The sequence below is a fragment of the Alteripontixanthobacter muriae genome, from assembly GCF_013336795.1.
GTDB lineage: Bacteria > Pseudomonadota > Alphaproteobacteria > Sphingomonadales > Sphingomonadaceae > Pseudopontixanthobacter > Pseudopontixanthobacter muriae.
Genome location: NZ_JAAFZT010000015.1, coordinates 82,623 through 101,986 on the forward strand (window position 1 = coordinate 82,623; position 19,364 = coordinate 101,986).

General features: G+C 62.9%; 17 protein-coding genes and 2 tRNA genes. 7 read left to right on the top strand and 12 right to left on the bottom strand.

The features are described from left to right. The first annotated feature begins 221 nt into the window (after positions 1-221). The 3 genes from G7A66_RS04910 to G7A66_RS04920 all read left to right on the top strand — a co-directional run bounded on the left by G7A66_RS04910 (position 222) and on the right by G7A66_RS04920 (position 3,164). Complete coding sequence (locus G7A66_RS04910) at positions 222-1,934, top strand: sensor histidine kinase (RefSeq protein WP_174294585.1); 1,713 nt, start codon at positions 222-224, stop codon at positions 1,932-1,934. A 96-nt stretch (positions 1,935-2,030) separates the two neighbouring features. Next, positions 2,031-3,017 (top strand): polysaccharide deacetylase family protein, encoded by a 987-nt coding sequence (locus G7A66_RS04915; RefSeq protein WP_174294586.1) that lies wholly within the window; start codon positions 2,031-2,033, stop codon positions 3,015-3,017. Positions 3,018-3,087: 70 nt separating this feature from the next. Beyond that, positions 3,088-3,164, top strand: a tRNA-Ile gene (locus G7A66_RS04920). Positions 3,165-3,225: 61 nt separating this feature from the next. On the opposite strand, the gene G7A66_RS04925 is transcribed toward G7A66_RS04920, so the two are convergent. Then, positions 3,226-3,302, bottom strand: a tRNA-Pro gene (locus tag G7A66_RS04925). A gap of 118 nt (positions 3,303-3,420) precedes the next feature. On the opposite strand from G7A66_RS04925, the gene G7A66_RS04930 reads away from it, so the two are divergent. Next, the gene (locus G7A66_RS04930; RefSeq protein WP_232366648.1) at positions 3,421-5,652 is read left to right on the top strand and encodes an RNA degradosome polyphosphate kinase; all 2,232 of its coding nucleotides are present in this window, start codon (positions 3,421-3,423) and stop codon (positions 5,650-5,652) included. Beyond that, on the top strand, positions 5,639-7,147 hold the full coding sequence (locus tag G7A66_RS04935; RefSeq protein WP_174294587.1) for a Ppx/GppA phosphatase family protein: 1,509 nt from the start codon (positions 5,639-5,641) through the stop codon (positions 7,145-7,147). Before G7A66_RS04930 ends, G7A66_RS04935 begins: the two co-directional genes overlap by 14 nt. Here the strand turns inward: G7A66_RS04935 and G7A66_RS04940 are convergent. The 4 genes from G7A66_RS04940 to G7A66_RS04955 all read right to left on the bottom strand — a co-directional run bounded on the left by G7A66_RS04940 (position 7,140) and on the right by G7A66_RS04955 (position 10,458). Further along, complete coding sequence (locus G7A66_RS04940) at positions 7,140-7,907, bottom strand: prepilin peptidase (RefSeq protein ID WP_232366649.1); 768 nt, start codon at positions 7,905-7,907, stop codon at positions 7,140-7,142. The two genes, G7A66_RS04935 and G7A66_RS04940, sit on opposite strands and share 8 nt — an antisense overlap. A 63-nt stretch (positions 7,908-7,970) precedes the next feature. Then, on the bottom strand, positions 7,971-8,861 hold the full coding sequence (locus tag G7A66_RS04945) for a type II secretion system minor pseudopilin (protein WP_174294588.1): 891 nt from the start codon (positions 8,859-8,861) through the stop codon (positions 7,971-7,973). Next, positions 8,858-9,388 (bottom strand): prepilin-type N-terminal cleavage/methylation domain-containing protein, encoded by a 531-nt coding sequence (locus G7A66_RS04950; RefSeq protein ID WP_174294589.1) that lies wholly within the window; start codon positions 9,386-9,388, stop codon positions 8,858-8,860. Before G7A66_RS04950 ends, G7A66_RS04945 begins: the two co-directional genes overlap by 4 nt. A gap of 35 nt (positions 9,389-9,423) precedes the next feature. Next, the gene (locus G7A66_RS04955; RefSeq protein WP_174294590.1) at positions 9,424-10,458 is read right to left on the bottom strand and encodes an ABC transporter substrate-binding protein; all 1,035 of its coding nucleotides are present in this window, start codon (positions 10,456-10,458) and stop codon (positions 9,424-9,426) included. Between G7A66_RS04955 and G7A66_RS04960 the strand changes: the two genes are divergently transcribed. Beyond that, positions 10,446-11,225: a hypothetical protein gene (locus tag G7A66_RS04960; RefSeq protein ID WP_174294591.1), complete on the top strand. Its 780-nt coding sequence runs from the start codon at positions 10,446-10,448 to the stop codon at positions 11,223-11,225. The genes G7A66_RS04955 and G7A66_RS04960 overlap by 13 nt on opposite strands. A gap of 31 nt (positions 11,226-11,256) precedes the next feature. Here G7A66_RS04960 and G7A66_RS04965 read toward each other — a convergent pair whose 3' ends face one another. Genes G7A66_RS04965 through gspL form a run of 4 tightly spaced genes read right to left on the bottom strand, consistent with a single transcriptional unit; the run spans position 11,257 to position 15,827 of the window. Next, a complete protein-coding gene (locus tag G7A66_RS04965) occupies positions 11,257-12,543 on the bottom strand; it encodes a type II secretion system F family protein (protein WP_174294592.1) in 1,287 nt (428 codons plus the stop codon). 1 nt (position 12,544) lies between these two features. Beyond that, positions 12,545-14,146 (bottom strand): type II secretion system ATPase GspE, encoded by a 1,602-nt coding sequence (gene gspE / locus G7A66_RS04970; protein ID WP_269748155.1) that lies wholly within the window; start codon positions 14,144-14,146, stop codon positions 12,545-12,547. Continuing rightward, positions 14,146-14,649, bottom strand: a complete 504-nt coding sequence (gene gspM / locus G7A66_RS04975; RefSeq protein WP_174294593.1) for a type II secretion system protein GspM — start codon at positions 14,647-14,649, stop codon at positions 14,146-14,148. The genes gspE and gspM overlap by 1 nt, the downstream gene beginning before the upstream one ends. Further along, positions 14,646-15,827, bottom strand: coding sequence for a type II secretion system protein GspL (gspL, locus tag G7A66_RS04980; RefSeq protein WP_174294594.1), 1,182 nt, complete (start codon positions 15,825-15,827; stop codon positions 14,646-14,648). Before gspL ends, gspM begins: the two co-directional genes overlap by 4 nt. Positions 15,828-16,024: 197 nt before the next feature. Between gspL and G7A66_RS04985 the strand changes: the two genes are divergently transcribed. After that, positions 16,025-16,300, top strand: coding sequence for a hypothetical protein (locus G7A66_RS04985; protein WP_174294595.1), 276 nt, complete (start codon positions 16,025-16,027; stop codon positions 16,298-16,300). Between the two features lie 27 nt (positions 16,301-16,327). On the opposite strand, the gene G7A66_RS04990 is transcribed toward G7A66_RS04985, so the two are convergent. From G7A66_RS04990 to G7A66_RS05000, 3 genes are read right to left on the bottom strand one after another with little or no spacing between them, the layout of a single operon-like run. Then, positions 16,328-17,056, bottom strand: a complete 729-nt coding sequence (locus tag G7A66_RS04990) for an SCO family protein (RefSeq protein ID WP_174294596.1) — start codon at positions 17,054-17,056, stop codon at positions 16,328-16,330. After that, complete coding sequence (locus G7A66_RS04995) at positions 17,053-18,072, bottom strand: multicopper oxidase domain-containing protein (protein WP_206675070.1); 1,020 nt, start codon at positions 18,070-18,072, stop codon at positions 17,053-17,055. The genes G7A66_RS04990 and G7A66_RS04995 overlap by 4 nt, the downstream gene beginning before the upstream one ends. Before the next feature lie 25 nt (positions 18,073-18,097). Then, positions 18,098-19,261, bottom strand: coding sequence for a multicopper oxidase domain-containing protein (locus G7A66_RS05000; RefSeq protein ID WP_232366651.1), 1,164 nt, complete (start codon positions 19,259-19,261; stop codon positions 18,098-18,100). Positions 19,262-19,364: the final 103 nt, after the last annotated feature.

Below are 19,364 nucleotides of genomic sequence, written 5' to 3' on the forward strand. Positions count from 1 at the left end.
CCTGTCCGACCCTCCTTCACCCGAAGAGGTAGCGTCGATTAAGCAATAAGCACCGCCTCATCTATCCTGAGCGGCTAATATTATTATTGATGCCAGCAATTGTCCCGCTTTGCAACGCACCCGCTACGATGCAATTGCATGCGGGGGAGAAGTGGTAGAGCGCCATTGCAGCAGGGCCGCTGGCCTGCCAATTGGAAGGCTCCGGAGAACCCTCGAGACAAATGCAGATCGACGACCGCCTTGCCACCGTAACGCGCGCGCGCACGAATGGGGCGATGGCGGCGCATACCCAGTACCGCCAGCTGCTGGATCTGCTCGGTGCGTCGGAACCGGCGGCGGACAGCGCCCTTCTCGACGAGGCGCATCGGCGTCTGGCCGCGCTGTCGGGAATGATCTCCGCGCCAGTTCGCGCAGCCATCCTGCGTGAACCCTGGCTGCGCATCCGCAATGCCTCCGTGTTGGAGCGGATGGCCGAAATGGATCCGGACATCGCGGCGGCAGCCATCGCAAGGGCCGATCTGCCGGAGGCGGATTGGCTGGCGCTCGTTGAACGCCTGCCGGTCAGGGCTCGCGGTTTTCTGCGCTTGCGCAAGGATCTGCCGCTTTCGGTCGTCACGCTGCTGGAGCGCCTAGGGGTGCACGACCGCGGCCTTCCCTGCCCGTCTGCCGAGGCAGCTCCGGCGAAAGCCGCACCTTCAGCGGCTGTAAGCGAGAAGCCAGCAAGACCTTCGCTGCAACCTCGCCGTCAGCCGCCGGAGGCCGCCAATGACGTGATCGCGGCGGCTGCCGAACAGCCCGACAGTGCCATCGGCGCACTCGTGAAAAGGATCGCAGCCTTCAAGCAGGCACGCGAAGACAGCACGAGCCGCGAGGACATAAGCGATGGCGATCCGGCTGGAGCATCCGCTTCGGCACGCCCGCCCCGAGAGGTGAATGCATTCGATTTCGCGACCGATGCCGAAGGCCGGATCGACAGAGCCGAACCGCAGATCTGCGCGATGATCTACGGGATGCGCTTTGCCGAAATCCTGCCGAAAGGACTGGTCGCCAACGGCGTCGAGGCATTTCAGCGGCGCCAGATCATCAAGTCCTGTCCGGTTGTTCTGACTGGCGCTCCGGCGATTGCAGGATCGTGGCGGCTGGACGCCACGCCCATATTCACGATCCCTGGGGGGTCGTTCAGCGGATATGCTGGGCGCCTGCGCCGCGCCTCCGATTTGTCTGCGGACAAGCATGATGGCGACCAGAACGACCGTCTCCGTCAGCTGCTGCACGAATTGCGAACGCCGGTGAACGCGATTCAGGGCTTCGCGGAGGTCATCCAGCAGCAATTGTTCGGGCCCGTCCCGCACGACTATCGCGCCTTGGCCGCCGAGATCGCCGGCGATGCGGCACGCATCCTGTCGGGTTTCGATGCGCTGGACCGGCTGGCGCGGCTGGAAAGCGGTGCTCTTGAACCGGAAGCAGGCAGCAGCAATCTTGCGGAAGTGCTACGGGAAACGGCCGAACAGCTTGCCCCCTCTCTTCAGAGCCGCAGCGCGGCGTTCTCCTTCGCAAGCGAAGCCGAAGACGTTCATGTCCCGATCGCAGACGAGGAATGCCGGGCGCTGATCTGGCGATTGCTGGCGACGCTGGCGGGTTCGGCAAACGCCGGAACGGAAATCACGATCAGCATCAAGTCCGATGCGCGAGGAGCAACCGTCGTCTGCGACCTTCCGGATTCGCTCACCGAAGAAGGCGACATCTTTTCTTTCAAGAACAAGGCTTCGACGGGCGCGCTGAACGTCGGCATGTTCGGGACAGGTTTCGTCCTGCGCCTTTGCCGTGCCGAGGCTGCTGCGGCCGGTGGCTCTCTCGACAGGACCGGCAATACGGTGCGGCTGCGCCTGCCGCTGCTGAATGCCGCATTTGACCGGCAGGCTTCCTCCGCTTAGCGGGGTGCGGTCGCCGCCCGCGCCTGGTGCGGCACTACCGAGGTGGGATCGAACCGGTCAGCGCCACGAGGGAGTTCGATTATCTTCACGCGCTCGATGCTCGAGGTTCCGCCGCCAGAAGCCAGAGCAGCTTTCGAGCCGGGTTTCGCGCCACGTGCATTGCTGACCGTCGACACCGAGGAAGAGTTCGACTGGAACGGTCCGTTCTCTCTGACCGGTCACGGGCTGGATCACGTGCCCAGATTGCGGAAATTTCAGCAATTTTGCGAGAACATCGGCGTTTCGCCCGTCTATCTGATCGATTGGCCGATCGCCCATTCTTCATACGCAATCGACACTATCGGCGGGGCCGTTCGGGACGGCAGGGCTGAGGTCGGAATTCAGCTTCACCCCTGGGTCAACCCGCCTCACCGCGAGGAAGTCAATGCCCGCAACAGCTTCGCCGGCAATCTACCTGCTGCTGTCGAGAGGGAGAAATTCCTGCGCCTGCGCGATGCCATAGCAGAGAACTTCGATGTTCAGCCGATGATCTATCGCGCCGGTCGTTATGGTCTTGGGCCGAACACCGCCGAATTGCTTAAGGATGCCGGCATTCCCATAGACAGTTCCGTCCGCGCGCATTTCGATTACAGCGCCGGCGAGGGGCCGGATTACCGGAACCATCCATCGCATCCTTACTGGGTGGATCAGGAGCGCACCCTCTTGGAACTACCTCTTACGAGTCCGTTCTCGGGGAGACTGAGGCAGCAGGGCAAATGGCTTTATCCCGCGCTTAGGCACCTTCCTGCGATGCGTAGCGCACTCGCACGGGCCGGATTGCTGGAGCGCATCTCACTCACGCCGGAAGGTGTCAGTGCGGCAGAAGCCCTGCGCGGCGTGGAATCTGCGCTCGAAGTGAACCTGCCAGTGATGATCCTGTCATTTCACAGCCCCTCAATCGTGCCGGGCTACACCCCCTATGTTCGCAGCGAGGACGATCTGGACGATCTCTACGATTGGTGGCGGACCATCTATGCCGAATTGCGCAAGCGCGGTGTGCAACCCACGACCGTCGCTGAAATCATGCAGAATGTGCAGCGCTGATTCGCTTGAAGTAGCCAGAGCGGGCTTGCCCTTGGCATTGGCTGCGGCTAGGCCGCGCAAACGGTGCGTCGGGCCTGTAGCTCAGTTGGTTAGAGCTGGCCGCTCATAACGGCTAGGTCGCGGGTTCGAGTCCTGCCGGGCCCACCACCGTAACCTGCACACCACCCGAGCCGCCGCTGCGATAATTGTTCCGGAACGGGGGGAATGTTGGTCGGGGAGACAGGATTCGAACCTGCGACCCTCTGCTCCCAAAGCAGATGCGCTACCAGGCTGCGCTACTCCCCGACGGCTTGCCGCCTAGCCCTTTCCAGCCCCGGACTGAACCCCAAATCGTGCAAGCTTGCAAAAAGGCCGCTGCTGGCGATGTCTTGCAGGGCTTGATCGACGGGCATAGGCTCCTTCGATGATGCGGTCCCGGCGTATCGATACTGTCACAAACACCGCGCAGGCGGGCGTGGTGAACGAACGCGTATCTTCTCAGGACCACACCAGCCCGCCTTACGGGCCGGATTGCTACTTCAACCGCGAACTGAGCTGGCTGGCCTTCAATCGCCGGGTGCTGGCAGAAGCCTGCAATCGAGATTATCCGCTACTCGAACGGCTGCGGTTCCTGTCCATATCGGGCAGCAACCTCGATGAGTTCATCATGGTTCGGGTTGCCGGGCTGGCCGGTCAGGTCAAGCGAGGGATCGAGGAGCCCAGCGTCGACGGCATGACGCCGCTGCAGCAGATGGCGAACATTCGCGATGAACTGGATCATCTCGAAAAGCGCCAGCAGGAAATCTGGGAGGATCTCCGGGACGAACTTGCCGATAACGGCATCACTTTGCTCACGCGAGAGAAGCTTGCCGCCGAACCTTCCCGCTGGCTGAAGGCTTACGTGCGCGATCACATCCTCCCCGTGATCACGCCGCAGGCGATCGACCCTGCCCACCCCTTCCCCTTCGTGGCGAATCAGGGGATGGGCCTCCTGTTCTCGCTCACGCGCAAGAGCGACGGACTTGATCTGATCGAGATGATCCTGATCCCGCCGGGGCTGCCGCGCTTCGTGGCTATTCCGCAGGACCTTGCGAACGGCAAATGCATCTTCATCGCCGTGGAACAGATGATCTGCCGCTATGCCGAATTGCTGTTTCCGGGCTTTCACCTCAAAGGGCACGGACTGTTTCGCGTGCTGCGCGACAGCGATATCGAAATCGAGGAAGAAGCGGAGGATCTGGTCCGCTATTTCCGAACAGCCATTCAGCGGCGCCGGCGCGGCGAGGTTATCCAGCTAAAACTCGAGACCGACTTCGATCCCGATGCCGAAGCTGTATTGCACGAACAGCTCGACCTTGACCACGCGATCGTCGCCCGCACTCACGGTCACATCGATTTCTCCGGTCTCGCCGACCTCATCGATATTGATGCGCCCTCCCTGAAATTCGAGGCTTACAATCCGCGCTACCCTGAACGGATCATGGAGCATGATGGCGACTGTTTCGCGGCCATCCGCGAAAAGGACATCATTATCCAGCACCCTTACGAAAGTTTCGAAGTGGTGGTCGATTTTCTGATGCAAGCGGCCAACGATCCGGACGTCGTCGCGGTGAAACAGACCCTGTATCGCGCTGGCAGCCAGTCGCCGATCATCTCGGCGCTGATAGCCGCTGCCGAGGCGGGCAAGTCGGTGACGGCCGTCGTCGAACTGAAAGCCCGGTTCGACGAGGAGCAGAACATTCAGTGGGCCAGCCAGCTGGAACGCGCCGGGGTGCAGGTCATCTACGGCTTCGTCGACTGGAAGACCCATGCGAAGGTGTCGATGGTCATCCGCCGCGAGGGCGATGCCTATCGCACCTACTGCCATTTCGGCACCGGCAATTATCACCCGATCAACGCCCGGATCTACACCGATCTCAGCTTCTTCACCGCCGATCCGGCTGCAGGGCGCGATGCGGCGCGCCTGTTCAACTTCGTCACCGGCTATGTCGAGCCGAACAGGACGGAACTGCTGACCTTCTCGCCAACAGGCCTGCGCGAAAAACTGTACGAGCGCATCGAGCGCGAGATTGCAAATGCACAAGAGAGCCGTCCGGCGGCAATCTGGGCGCAGATGAACTCGCTGACGGACCGCGATCTCATCGCGCAGCTCTATCGTGCCAGCGCAGCCGGCGTGCGCATCAATCTGGTGGTACGCGGCATCTGCTGCCTCAAGCCCGAGGTGCCGGGCCTGTCCGAAAACATTAGCGTGAAATCGATCATCGGCCGATTCCTGGAGCACAGCCGCATCTTCGCCTTCGCCAATGGGGCCGCGATGCCGCACAGGCGGGCATGGGTGGCGATATCCTCTGCCGATGGCATGAGCCGCAATCTCAACCGGCGGGTAGAAGTGCTGGTACCCTTGCGCAACCGCACCGTGCATGATCAGGTGCTGGAGCAGGTGATGCTCGCCAATCTGCTTGATACCGAACAAAGCTGGCGCTTGCTGCCTGACGGCAGTTACGAACGTGAAAGCACGGAGGAAAGATCGTTCAATTTGCACCGTTATTTCATGAACAATCCATCGCTTTCCGGCAGGGGCGGTGCTTTGGAAACCGGTGTGGACGTGCCGCGCCTCTCCCTGCCCAAGGGGAGCGGAACCGATGAACAGCCTTGATGAAAACGTACCATCGCGCAAAGGCGAACGGATAGTGCGGCGCACGGTCGTCGACATCGGTTCCAACACAGTACGGCTGGTTATCTATGGCGGACCGCCCCGGGCACCGCAGATCGTCCACAATGAAAAGGTATCGGCGCGGCTCGGACGTGAATTATCCGAAACCGGCATCATACCCGACAAGGCGGCCAGTATGGCCCTGGACGCCTTGCGGCGTTACGCCTTGCTGGTCGAGGACTGGGGCGTTCAGGATGTGACTGTGGTGGCGACCGCAGCCGTTCGCGATGCGTCGAACGGACGAGAGTTTCTCGAAGCTGTTCGTGCAACCGGCTTCGCACCGCGGCTGCTCAGCGGCAGGGAAGAGGCCGAGACCAGTGCGGAAGGGGTGCTAGGTGCATTTCCCGGCGCGCAAGGCATAGTAGCCGATCTGGGCGGCGGAAGCCTTGAGCTGGTGAATTTCGGCAGAGGCAGCGTCTCGCACGGCATCAGTGCCGAGCTTGGCACCTTGCGCCTGCCTGCCTTGCGCGGGAAGAACCCGGCGCGCACAGGCGCGAACATCGGCAAGATCCTGCGCGGCAGCGGTTTCGAGGTTCAATCGGGGCAGGTGCTTTACCTCGTCGGCGGATCGCTTCGTGCCTTCGGGCGCCTTGTCATGGTTCAGACCGGTTCGCCGCTGGAAGATTCGCACGGGTTTGAAGTGGACACCGAAACGGCGCGGCGGATCGCTGCCAGGATTGCCGACAGAAAACCCGCCGAGCTCGGACCGATCCCGGGGGTTTCCTCGTCCCGCCTGGCGATGCTGCCCGATGCGGCGGCCCTGCTGCTCGAACTGATCGACATGCTCGCTCCATCGGAGCTGGTCTTTTCCGCCTGGGGACTTCGCGAGGGATTGCTGCACCGGGCCATGACGCCCAAGACACGCAGCCGCGATCCGCTGCTGTCCGGCGTTTCGGAATTCTCCGCGTCGCATGGGGTGCCCCTGCAACTGGCCACGATTCTGGCTGGCTGGATTGCAGCGGTCCACAACGGCAAGGAAGCGGACAGGGAGCATCTGCGTCTCGTCGCCATCATGCTGGGGCTCGCCAGCAGGCGGCTGGAAACCAACCTGCGCGATCGTCACGTGATTGATTGGGCGCTGCACAAGCGTTGGATCGGCATCAGGCCGAAGGAAAGAGCCATGCTGGCAGCGGCACTGCTCGCGCAGAACGGAAAAACCACCTTGCCCGCAGAACTCGGCAAGCTGTGCGATGCCGGGGCCCTGCACGATGCGCAGGCCTGGGGGTTTGCGATCCGGCTTTGCCGCCGACTGGCCGGCTGTTCGATCCGCTCGCTGGTCGGGAGCAAGCTTTCTATTGAGGAGGGAACGCTGGTCCTGAGACTGGCCGAAGACCTGCTGCCCCTGTTCACCGACGGCAGCCGCAAGGACCTGCGGATTCTGGCAGAACATCTCGATCTTGATTACCGGCAGGATATTCTCTCAAGCCAATCTAGATAGAACCGTTCAGCGCGGTTTGGAACAGCAACAGGCCGGCCGCAGCCAGGCTCAGATGTGTGCCAAGGGGAATGCGCAAGGTCGCTGCGTCACCGCCGCGTGCCGTGCGAATTGCTGCGTCGAGCAGGCCGAGCAAGCTTGCAATCAGGAGCACGAGCGGCAGGTTCAGGGCTCCGCACCAAAGCCCGATCGCGCCGAACAATTTCGCATCGCCCCCGCCCAAGCCAACCCGGCCCCTGATCCGGCGATAGGCTGCGGCGACAATCCAGAGCATTGCGAAACCGATGATTCCGCCGAGAATACGAAGATGCCATTCGGCGGCAGACGGCACCAGCAGCGCCGCGCCGGCAGTTGCGGCCACAAGGCGATCGGGCAGCCAGAAATATCTTGCATCGAACATTGCGAGAACCGCCAGCAGCCACAGGAACGGTGCCACCAGCAGCACTCCGGCCGCGCCGCAAATCGCTCCGATTACACCGCAGATCGCTTCGACGATCAGATGGTCGGGGTCGATGCTCGATCCGCAATTTCTGCACCGACCACGCGCCATGACATAACCGGCGATCGGCACCAGATGGAGCGGGCCGATAGCGACATGGCAATTGTCACAGCGTGATCGTCCATCGCGGGTCCGCAAATTTCGGGGCCAGCGCGACAGAACGGTTGCGAGATAGCTGCCGATGCAAAGCCCCACTACTCCACCGAGCAGGCCCGCGAACCAGGCCGGAAGTACCGCCATCAAATCGTGCAGTTGCGTCACCATGCAGTGCTTCGGTTAAGTTGATGGGTTACAAACATTGGAACAGGATGGATGCTCATGCGAAATTCAGGGCGTAACAAAGGGGAACGCCGGTGCCTGCAACGGCGTTGCACCGCGCCATCGCTGCAATGTGACGACTTCGGGTTCTCCGTCCCTGATCCTGCGCTGAAGCAGGCTGGTCAGCCTCTGCACGGTCGATCCGATCCGCACTCCGGCTCCAGACCAGAAATAATTCGATGATACTGACACGCCCGAAGGCAACGCGATTCCCAGTTCGGCAAGATCGCCGCGCGTGAGGCCGCCGCTCCTCTCCCGCTCGGCAACGAGGCGGCTGGCCAGCGCCGGATCGTTCAACACGATGGCAAGCAGCCCTTCGCTGGCCGTGTTCGCGTTTATATCCGTGGGTTCGGGCAGAAAGGTCACCAATTGTGCCAGCGCGACCAGTTTGTCCTCCGCAATGCCGATCGCGCGCAGATCGTCGATGTCAGGCACGTCCCCCGACGCGAGCACCGCCTGCTGCAGAGCGCCGACATCCTCCTCGGTCCAGCCCGCACCGGAGGCAATCGCGGTGAACAGCGCCAAGTTGCGGGCATCCATGCGGATGAGATTGGTGACGTTGAACCGTGCCTGCGCATCCTGCACGGCGTAGGAGAACCTGCCGCCTTCGATTGCGGCATTGCTGTCTGCGATGCTGCCCCATTTTTCGGACGGAGCATCCATGTTCGCTCCTTCGGCCATGTCGCGGCGCAGGGCTGCGATGGCCGAAAGTTCCGCACCCCGAGCGACAGCCATGGCATCGGACGCCTCGCGCAGGCGGATGCTGCGCTCGATATCGCTGTCGTCACCGGCGATCATAAGGGCCAGCACCGCGGTCGCCAGCATCACGATGACGAGCACGTTGATGAGGATCATTCCTGCCTGATCTCCGCCTCGGTCGGCACCGGCGGCGCTGGTCACGAAGGCTCCTGCGGCAATTCGACGATCTGCCGCAACCGGCCTGCAGCCTGCCCGGGGCGCGCCTGCAGCGCAAAGCCCAATTCAACCGCTCGGGGCCGCGAAGGATCCTCCTCCGTCGTAAGCTGAGTGGTCCAGCCATCCGCCTTCAAATAGCGCAGCCCGAATTGCGATAGCCCGCTCAGCATGGGTGCCGCGACGGTTCCGGCTTCGCGAAAAAGCGTGCCATCGGCGAAGCGGTAGGCGACACGGTAAGGACCAGCCGCACTGCCGCGCAGGAAGGTAAAACTATCTTCCTCCATCACCGGACCGGCGACGATCTGCTCCAGGTCGGCGGCCAGCAGAAACCTTGCTCGCTGTATTTCGGCGAGGCGTTCACCCCTGCCCTCGGTACGTTCCTGAACCCGGGTAACAGTTTCCACCACGCCCACGCCGGCCAACGAAATAAGCGCGAAAAGCAGCAGCGACACCAGCAGTTCCACCAGCGTGAAACCGGCGCTGCCAGGCGCTCGCGCTGGTTCTTGTTCCACTGCCCTCACCCTGAAGTGCCTCACCCTGACGTGCCTCACCCTGATGTAACAGTGGCCACCTTGCGTGCGCCTGCTGCTGCGATCTCCAGGATGGCCAATGCACGCGAGGCACTGCCATCCTCCCGAAAACGGACATGGCCGCAAACCCCGTCGAAGCCATTTGCGGCGAGCAAGGCCGAACGGCCGGGGCCAGCCGCACCGGCAGTCGTGATCGCAATGTTCGCGGCATCGTAAGCGAGCGCGGCGATCATGCCGGGCCGCGTGCCGATGCGGCGTTCGAAGTCGCGTGCAAAAGCGGAAAAATCCCGAGGATCGGGCAGCGCGAGCCAGCTACCCGCCAGAGCGGCAAAGGCGGAACGGTCCACCTCCAGTTCGGCAAATGCGCCCAGCGGCTGGATGCCCTGCCGGCCAAGTTGCTGCGAAACCCTGACGAGGCTCGCCGCATCCGCCATCAGGACAGCATCCGGCAGCCCGTCGGAAGTGTCGCCATATCCGCCGCCGAAACCGCTTGAAAGATCGGCTGGCAAGGATGTTATTCGCAGGCCGAGCCGCTCTCCTTCGCTCGTCGCGGCGAGGCGAACCTGATCCGCCCAGCCATTGTCCCCTGCTCCTGCCCCTACTCCGACGGAGCGGATACCCCGGTCTGCGGCGAACCTCAGGATGCCGGCGACGCTCTGCCGCGCCGTCACGCCGAGCAGGAAAGCACCGCTTTCGCGCAAGTTCGAATCGTTGCTGAAGGTGATGACCGGCATCTGCCCGCCCGCCGCCTGCACGACGCCAGGAACTTCAGCCGATAGCAGCGGACCGAGGATCATCGCCGCCTTGCGCTTGCGCGCCTGGTTCGCAGCGCCAGCCGCGCCCTGCGGGGAGCCTCCGGTATCGATGACCAACAGGCGACCGGTCGAGGAGTCCGCACCAGAAGCTGCTTGCGCTAGCATCGCTGCCCGTTCCATGCTCAGGCCCAATGCGGCATAGGGGCCGCTACGGGGAATCAGCAGGGCCACCGGCCCATCCGCACGCGCCGCCGTCGCCGGTGCGGCAATCAGGGAAAGCGAAGATGCCGACAGCAATGACGGGGCAAGCAGGAATGGCGGCGCAGATCGCAGCAGCCGACGTCGATCCATTGGCACGGCAAGATTCTCCTGTTGCGCCGCACCGGAACCGGCGGCGCACGGCGATATTCGTTGGCTGCGCCGCCATAGCATATGTGATCGGATTGATCGCCACAATTCCCGCCGCAGCCGTACTGGATGAAAGCGACCGGCTGGCGGTGGGCGGAACCATCTGGAACGGCGAAGCGGTGCTTGCCTCCACCATCCGCGTCGAATGGTCCTTCGCTCCCATCACCACCCTTTCTCGCCTGGCCTTCAGCGCGGATTGGCGTATCACCGGCGGCGGCACCGACCTTGCCGGAGTGATCAGCCAGCGGGGCGACGTCATGACGCTGCACGATGCAGCGGGCCAGATAGATGGAAGCCTCCTGGATGCGCTGTTCCCCAGCCTGCCGCTGACATGCAGCTTCACCGGCGCGGCGCGAATAGATAATTTGCGACTTGGCGGCGACGATCAGGTGGCGCTGGCCAACATCGGAACCGGACCGGTCACCTGTGCGGCCAAGGCTATGGCTGCCCTGCCCGTGCAATTGCCGCCGCTGACTGCCGATGTTGTGGCAAGCGACGAAATCTCTGCCGGGGCGCTGATGACGGAGCAAAGCAAGGAACATCTTGTCGAAATGCGGCTTGATCGCGACGGGATGCTCAGCATCTGGCCGACCCCGATGGCGGTGGAGCGCCTTCCGCTGCTGGCCGGCCAAAGGTACGATACTCGTATAGACTGACCTTGAAGGCTGCTTCGGAGCTGATTAGTGATCAGACGATGGCGAGGTCGTTGAGGCCGATGATCGGCATCAGGATGGCCATCACCATCAGCAGCACCAGCCCGCCCATCGCCAGCAGCACCATCGGCTCGACCAGAGACACGGCAACCTGCATCTGCGCCTCGACTTCGCGGTCCAGTTCCCCTGCCGCCCGCTCCAGCGCCGGGCCGAGCTTGCCGCTCGCCTCCCCGCTTTCGACGATGGCGACCAGCATGGGCGGCAGAATGTCCGCTTCGCGCATCGATCGGCTGACGCTATCGCCTTCGCGAACGCGGTCGGCGACATCTTCCATTCGCTCGCGCACGTGGCGATTGGGGACCACCGCCGCCGCGGCGCGCAAGGCATCGAGCAGCGGCACTGCGCTCTGGACGAGAGTGGCCAGCGTCGCGGCGAAGCGCGCAGCGTTCAACTGACGGCTGAACCGCGCGAAGGGGCGGCGCGTGGCCATCAGCCTGTCGAACGCCAGCCGCCGGTGCGGTTTTGCAAATTCGAGCCGAGCAAAGAAGATGATTGCGACGCTACCGATGAGCAGGAACAGACCGAAGCTGTTCAGGGCGCCGCTCACCGCGATCAGCATGCGCGTCAGCAGCGGAAGGTCGGCCCCGCGCGAGACGAAGACCCGCACGATGTCCGGGACGACATAGATCATCATCATCGTCATCATCAGGGCGGAGACGCCGGCCAGCAGCGCGGGATAGAGCAGCGCCAGCTTCAGCTTGCGGTTGGCGGCGTGCCGTGCCTCGACGAAGTCGGCCAGATAGGCGAGCACTTCGGGCAGTCGGCCCGACTGTTCGCCCGCGTTGATCGAGGCGACGTAGAAATCCGGAAATATGCGGGGGTGCTGCATCAGGCCGCGCGCGAAGCTCGAGCCCTCCATCACCTTTCCGCGCACATCCATCAGCACCTCGGCCAAGGCAGGCGCGTCGTTCTGGCGGGAGACGAGGCGGAGCGCTTCCTCGATCCGAACGTCGCTGCCGATCAGGGTGCTGAGCTGGCGAGTTGCCGTGACGAGACCCTGGCTGGACAGGCGCCCCCGGCCATAGCGTTCGCGTAAACTGGGCCGCGTAACCGCGGCTTCGCCCGGCACATTCTCACGCCCTGCCATCGTCCGGTTGGGGCGCACAACGGCAGCGCTTGTCGACGCACCCGCCGTGACGGCGACCGGCAGCAATTTCTGCGCCCGCAACGCTGCGCGGGCGGCAGCGGCATTGCCAGCTTCGATCACGCCCTTGCGGGTCTGCCCCTTCGCGTCGATAGCCTGATAGGCGAAACCTGCCACGTCAGCCTTCTTCGCGCACGACGCCGGCCACTTCCGCCACGCTGGTCAGGCCCTCACGGATCTTCGCCACCCCATCGTCGAGCAGCGAGGGGCTGAGCGTCCGGGCATGGCGGGTCAGTTCCGCTTCCGATGCGCCTTCGTGGATCAGCGTTTCCAGCGTACGATCCACCGGCACGACTTCGTGCAGGCCGATCCGGCCCTTGTATCCCTCGCCGTGACATGCACCGCAGCCAACCGGGTGCCAGAGAGTGTCGCCTTCGCTGATCGCACCGTCGAGCAGGATGGCGTCGGCCTTGTCGGCGACGCGTTTCTCTCGGCATTCGGGGCACAGCTTGCGAACCAGACGCTGCGCCACCAGCCCCACCACCATCGGCGCGAGCAGATAGCGTTCGACACCGATGTCGATCAGGCGCGTAATACTGCCGACGGCCGAGTTGGTGTGGAGCGTTGAAAGGACGAGATGCCCGGTCATGCTGGCCCGCACGGCAACTTCGGCCGTTTCCCGGTCGCGGATCTCGCCCACCATGATGACGTCGGGATCCTGGCGCAGGATCGCGCGCAGGCCACGCGCGAAATTCATCTCGGTCCGGTGATTTACCTGTGTCTGGGCGATGCCTTCCAGTTCATATTCGATCGGATCCTCGACCGTCATGATGTTGCGGTTGCGATCGTTCAGCCGGGTGAGCGCGGCATAAAGCGTCGTCGTTTTGCCGGAGCCCGTGGGTCCGCTGACGAGGATCATGCCGTTCGGGCGAAGCAGCAGCCGGTCGAGCAATTGGGCGTCGCGACCATTCATGCCGAGGCTCGCCAGTTCCAGCTTCACCGACCCGCGATCAAGAAGGCGCATCACCACCCGCTCTCCATGCTGCGTGGGAATGGTGGATACACGCACGTCAATCTCGTGACCGCCGATGCGCAGGCTGACTCGCCCGTCCTGCGGCACGCGCTTTTCTGCGATGTCGAGCCGGGCCATGACCTTGATACGGCTCACCAGTAGCGGGGCGAGGGCCCTGCGCGGTTCGATCATGTCGCGCAGCACGCCATCGATGCGGAAGCGGACGATCAGGCGCTTTTCCTGCGTCTCGATATGTACATCCGACGCGCCTTCGCGGATCGCCTGCAGCAACAGGGCGTTTATCAGCCTGATGACCGGAGAATCATCCCGCGTGTCGAGCAGATCGTCCACCTCGGTCACGCTGTCGGCCAGCGAGGCGAGGTCGACATCGTCACCTGCGGCGAAATCTTCCGCCGTTCCGGCGTTCTCGCGATAGGCGGATTGCAGCGCTTCGGTGAAGTCGTCGTCTGAAACCTCGCGCCATTCCACATCGCCGAACAGTCGCTGCACTTCGAGCAGGCTCGCGAGATCGGCATTGGCCCGGTGCAGGCAGACCAGCATTTCGCCATCATCCCGCACCAGCACGCCCCCCTCACGCGCGAAAGAATAGGACAGCGCGCCAGTGCGAGGCATGGCGGGTGCCAGCGGTGCCTCGTCTTCCATCGGACCAACAGCCCGCAAGGCATGTGGAGGCAGGAAAGGTGCCGCGGCAGCCGCGCCGCTTGGCAAGTCGCGGTCGGGGCGAGGCAGAGGACGCGGATTGTCCATCAGCCCAGCACCACGGTGGCATCGACATATCCTGTAGCGCCCTGCCCCTGTAAGGACAGGTCGCGCACCCGCAGATTGCTCGTCGCTTCCACCTCGGCAATCCAGTTCATCACTGCATCGAAGGGCGCGGGTGCCAGAACGACGCGGAGGTCGGTCCCGGCAGGTTCCGCCTGCTCGATCGTGAGCTGCCGCGAAGCAGCAGTCTCACTCACGATTACCGAAGGTGCGCCGGTGCGGAACTGCGCCCCGATGCTCGCGCCCGACAGCAGCCGCGCCTGGATCAGATTGGCTGCCCTGATATCGGCAATCGCATCCGACCGCTCTTCACGCAGCGGCGCAAGCACAAGCAGCAGCAGAGCGAAGATGCCGACGGCGGCAAGCCCGCCGAGCAGCACCTGTTCGCGCAAGCTGCGCGCGCCCCACCAGTCGCGCAGGCGATACCAGTAGGGCTCCAGCGCGCCCAGTTCCACATTAGGCAAGGTGAAGCGGGGTTCGCGGGTCATTGGCCACGCACCGCGAAACTGGCGATGCTGCCCATCCCGCCGCTGACGGGCGCACCGGGGGTCACCTGCAGCCCTGCGCCTTGCAGCGCGCTCGCTGCCCTCTGCAGGGTCGCCGCGTCGGCTGCCTCCACCTCTATCGTCAGGATCTGGCCCGAACCGTCATAGCCGACCGAGCGCCAGGTGACCGAAGGCCCGACTTCGGCCAATGCTCCCCCCGCACGGGTGAGCAGCGGCAGAAACAGGCTGGGCTGAACGGCGCCGCCGCTCTCTGCTTCTGCAAGAACCTGCGCCTCCAGCGTTCCGGCGGTGGAGGACAGGTCCGGACCGAGAATGACCGGAGGTTGCCGGGTCTGCGCCAATTGGCGGACCTCCTGCTCGCGCTGTTCGGCAATATTGCGTAATGCCAGCGTGTCTGCGATGGCGATTCCCGCATGGGCCAGCGCACCCAGCGCCGCCACGGTCGCCACACGTTTCCACAGCGCATCGACACGGCGGCGCGGCGCGGCGTAGATGCCCTGCCGCAGATCGAGTGCAGGACGGAGCAGCCGTTCGGCCAGTGGTTCTGCCTGCAGTTCGAGCGATGGTGCATGCATGGGCGGTGGCAATTCATCGCCGAATGCGACGCACTCGGGCTCCCCTGCAGACCGCCAGGATCGTTCAAGAAGCCCAAGTGGAACAGCGAAGCCGGTACCATCGGCGGGACGGACCATCGCCCTGCCTGCCGCAAGATCGACCGACCAGCTGTTGCCGGCAGGTCGCGGCAGGGACAGGCAATCGGGCACGAGGGCCGCATGAGTCAGTCCGGCAGTACCGAGCCGCGCGATCCACTGGCGCATCGTGTCGTGCCGAACCACGCCGATCAGCCAGCGACCCGGCGCAATCTCGTCTCCGATGGCGACGTGAACCTCGTCCAGCGGCTGAGCAATACGATCTTCAACGGCAAAGGGCGCGGCCTGCCTGCGTTTCATCGCATTCGCGATCGGCGGAAGATCCACCGCCAGCAGCAGCACATGTTCGCTGGGCACGAGGACCACTGCCGGGCCTTCGTCGAAATCCTCTACGCTCGCCAGCCGCTCCCCGTCGAGCGACCAGATCCCGCTGGAGTTGCGGAGCATCGGTTCGGAACCTTCATCCAATCCGGTCACGTATTCGGGACGCTCTGTCGGTGCCTGTTCCATCGGCGGGCAACATAGCAGGCCGAACCGAGAAGAACATCACGCTTCTTCGACGCACGTGCAAAATCTGCCCGGTCGAAGGCGATCATCTCTGTCCCTGCCCAGGAGATCGAACATGCGCCTTGGACCAATACTTCCGCAGTTCCTTGAAAAGAAGTATGCTGGCGGAGCAAAGCGGGTGCGATGAAAAAAGGACAGGAATGATGCCGATCAGATATTTTGCCCTTTTGCCTCTCGTCATGTCGGCGGCGGCAGTTGCGCAGGAGGAACAGCCCTACAAGCTGGTCATCCTGCGAGAACCAGCAGGCGTAGCCATCACGGATTACCCCAGCCAGCAGCGCTGCGAAGACGCGCGTGAAGCGATCGCCGCCCTTGTCGCGGCGCGCAACGCAGAACGGCAAGCGAGAACCTATCCGCGTGGACGGACGCTCATCCCCGTCGAACTCAAGCTCGAGGCCTATTGCATCCCGGGTTAGAAGCACCGCCAATCAGCGTAACTCCGCTCATGCTGCTTCATTTCCGCAAGCGCCGCTGATGTAACGGTTTCGCACCGCGGAATAATCGATCTTCTTCCGCTCTGCGGCGGCGAGTTGTTGTACCAGCGACGTCAGATCGTTTCGGGTCATGTCGTGGTAGCCATAAGCGGCGACGAAGGTGTCGAGGCCGAGCACATAGACAATCGAACTATGATTGATGCTAACCGCTTTCTCGTTCAAGCGCGGCGGTACATGTTCGCGCAGCACGTGGAAGCCGGCCGTCGCCCGTGCGAGTTGCGCGCGATTTCCGCTCATCACCTCCAGCTTGCCGCCCTGTTCGGCATAGAGCCGCGACATGGCGAAGCGCATCGGCCAGTTGCTGTGTTCGCCATGCTCCACCCCGTCGCCGCTGATCATCCGGGCCGGGCCGACGCGCTGCGTTTCGATGTCGACGAACACCGCCTTTGCCGGGTAGCCCTTGCCGCGAAGCTCATCGGCTGCCTGTGCGATCATGGGAGCGACAGTTCGACAAGAGCCATTGCACCGGCTGTATCCGAAATAGAGGATCGTCCAGCGGCCGAGGAAGTTCTGCTGCGAAACGGACCGCCCTCGCCAATCTGAATAGTCGAAATGCCCGCCGATCTCGTCCGGGGAAAGCTGGCTGTCGCCGTAGCGATGCCTTGCCTGCCCCAGGACCGCTCTCTGCTCTTCCGCAACGAGATAGGATTCGGAGATGCGAATGGCTGATTGTCTCATGATACCACCACCTTGGTCTGCACCACGCCGGCGCCGCGATCCTGAATTTCTCCGGTTATCCAGTGACGGAATTCCATCCGCACCGGATAGGTGCCCCTGGCAGGAGGCGAGAGGATCAGGTCATACCGCTGTGCGGTTGTAAGTTCGAAAGGCGTTCCCGCCGGAATCGGCACGGTGTCGCACCAGGGATCTTGCCCCATGTTGCGCCCGTCGCACGCCACCCATTCCGCATCGCAGCCGAGCGCCACGCGAAGGATCGAATAGCTGGCGTTCAGCAGCCGGATGAGGATGCGTTGCCCGAGCTTGGCACTCACCATCGTGCGGGAATCGGTCATGGTGCGGTTGTTGAACACACCCGAAAGCAGGAAATATTTCGGCTCGAAGCGATTTAGGCCGACATCCAGCCCGCACAGCCCAGCATCGTGATTGCTGATGGCGTGAAAGCGCGGATCCATGTCGTCCGCCACCCAGGCCTGTTCGACATCATAGGTCGGCCCGCCTTCATAGATGCTGCCGGGCCCGCTCGGGGGGTCCACGATGAGCAGGCCAAACATTCCGAGTTCGAAATGCAGAACCGTGTTCCTGTGACAATGATAGAAAAATGTTCCCGGGCTGCTGGGCTGCCATTGATAGGTGTAGGAATCGCCGACTTCGAAGGAAACATGGCCGACCCCGTCATTGGCGGTGCTCGGTTCGATCCCGTGGTGGTGTACGGTGTGAGGGCCCTTGGAGGTGCTCAGCCTTGTATGGACGATCTGCCCTTGCCTGACGCGGATCGGCGCGGATGGATAGGTCAGCCTTCTCTGTCCATCCGGCACCGATTTGTTCTCGAAGCTCCAGACCTTGATCTTGCGACCGTCCGGTGCCCTCAGATCCATGCCCTCGGCACCTTCGAGCCGGATCGTGACGTCGGCATCCTCTCTGTCGGGGGTTCGCGGATCGGCCTTGAACGGATCGCAGCCGAAGGTCGAGAATGTGAGTCGTTCTTCAAACGCCGTATCTTCCAGATTTGACATCGTGGTCTCCTCCCAAATTCCGTTCTCAAAGCGGTGCAGTCATCTCCCAGTGCGTCACGGCTCCCTGCGGATAATTTCCGCCTCCTGCGGTCTGGGACAGCTCGAAATGGCAGTGCATGACGTAGCGCAGCGGGAAGGGTTCGTCCTTTGGCGGCCATGCCGAAAGCGGAATATCCGGAGGTCGCTTGAACGGTAGCAGCACGTCAGTCCGCTGCATCGGGCTGAGTTGCCAGACGTCGCGCTCGAAGCAGTACAATGCACACTCGTTGCGATATTCGGAATCCACTCCCGACAGGATGAAGCAATGATTGCCGTGGATGTGCACCGAATGGTTTGCGAGGCCCGCATTCATCGTCCGGATGAGGCAGGGTTCACCTTCCTTGCCCGAGGGCATGATCCGCCCCGCGGGATTGTCGTCATCGTCCCAATCATCATCGTCATCGTCCGAATGGGACCCTTCGTGAATGGCCGTGTCGTAACCTGACAGTCCGTTGATGGTGAAATAACGCGGCACGAAATTGGCTTTCACCTTCGCGGGATCGACCATCTCACCAGCGGCCACGCGCGCATTAAGCGCAGGGTCGGTCTGCGAGAACAGCCACAGCTTGTCGCGCCGCAGATCGTTTCGACGCCACTGGTCGCCCGGGAATCGCGGATCACCGCCGCCCAGGGCATCGAATAGCGCCTGAACCTGCGGCGTCTGCTTCGGGCCCGAGAATGGTGTTTCGGAACCATAAGGGGTTTTCCCCTCCTCCGCTTCGACGATGAAGGCGCCATGAAGACCGAGGATGCGGTTGAGTGGTTCCTTATAAGGATCCACGTAAAGGAAACTGCCAGCCCAGGGGGCTTTGAACACCACATGCGCGGTAGCACCCGGTTCGATTGCGGGTATCGTCGCCGATGCGATGCCGGGGATCGCAAATCCGTGTGTCTGCGTGTCCTTGTTGGTGACCGTGATCGAGATTTCCTCGCCCTCGGTCACCCTGATTTCAGGGCTCGGTCGGCTGGAGCCGAGAAAATACGACAGCGTGTAGACCCACGTACCGTCGATCAGTTCGGTATTGGCCGGAGAGATGGTGAGCGCGAATTCGGTATCGCTCGAACGGGCGATACCCGAGGCGGTCTTCATCCCGATTGCGGCAGCGGCACCGCCAGCGGCACCGATTTGCATGAATGTACGACGTTTCATCACCAAACCCCCCAAGAGTTGCGGGGCCAGCCAGATTGTTCAGTACCTGCGACCTAAGGCTGATCTGCTTCCAGCTAGACCTAACCAATCGCCTGGGGCTTGA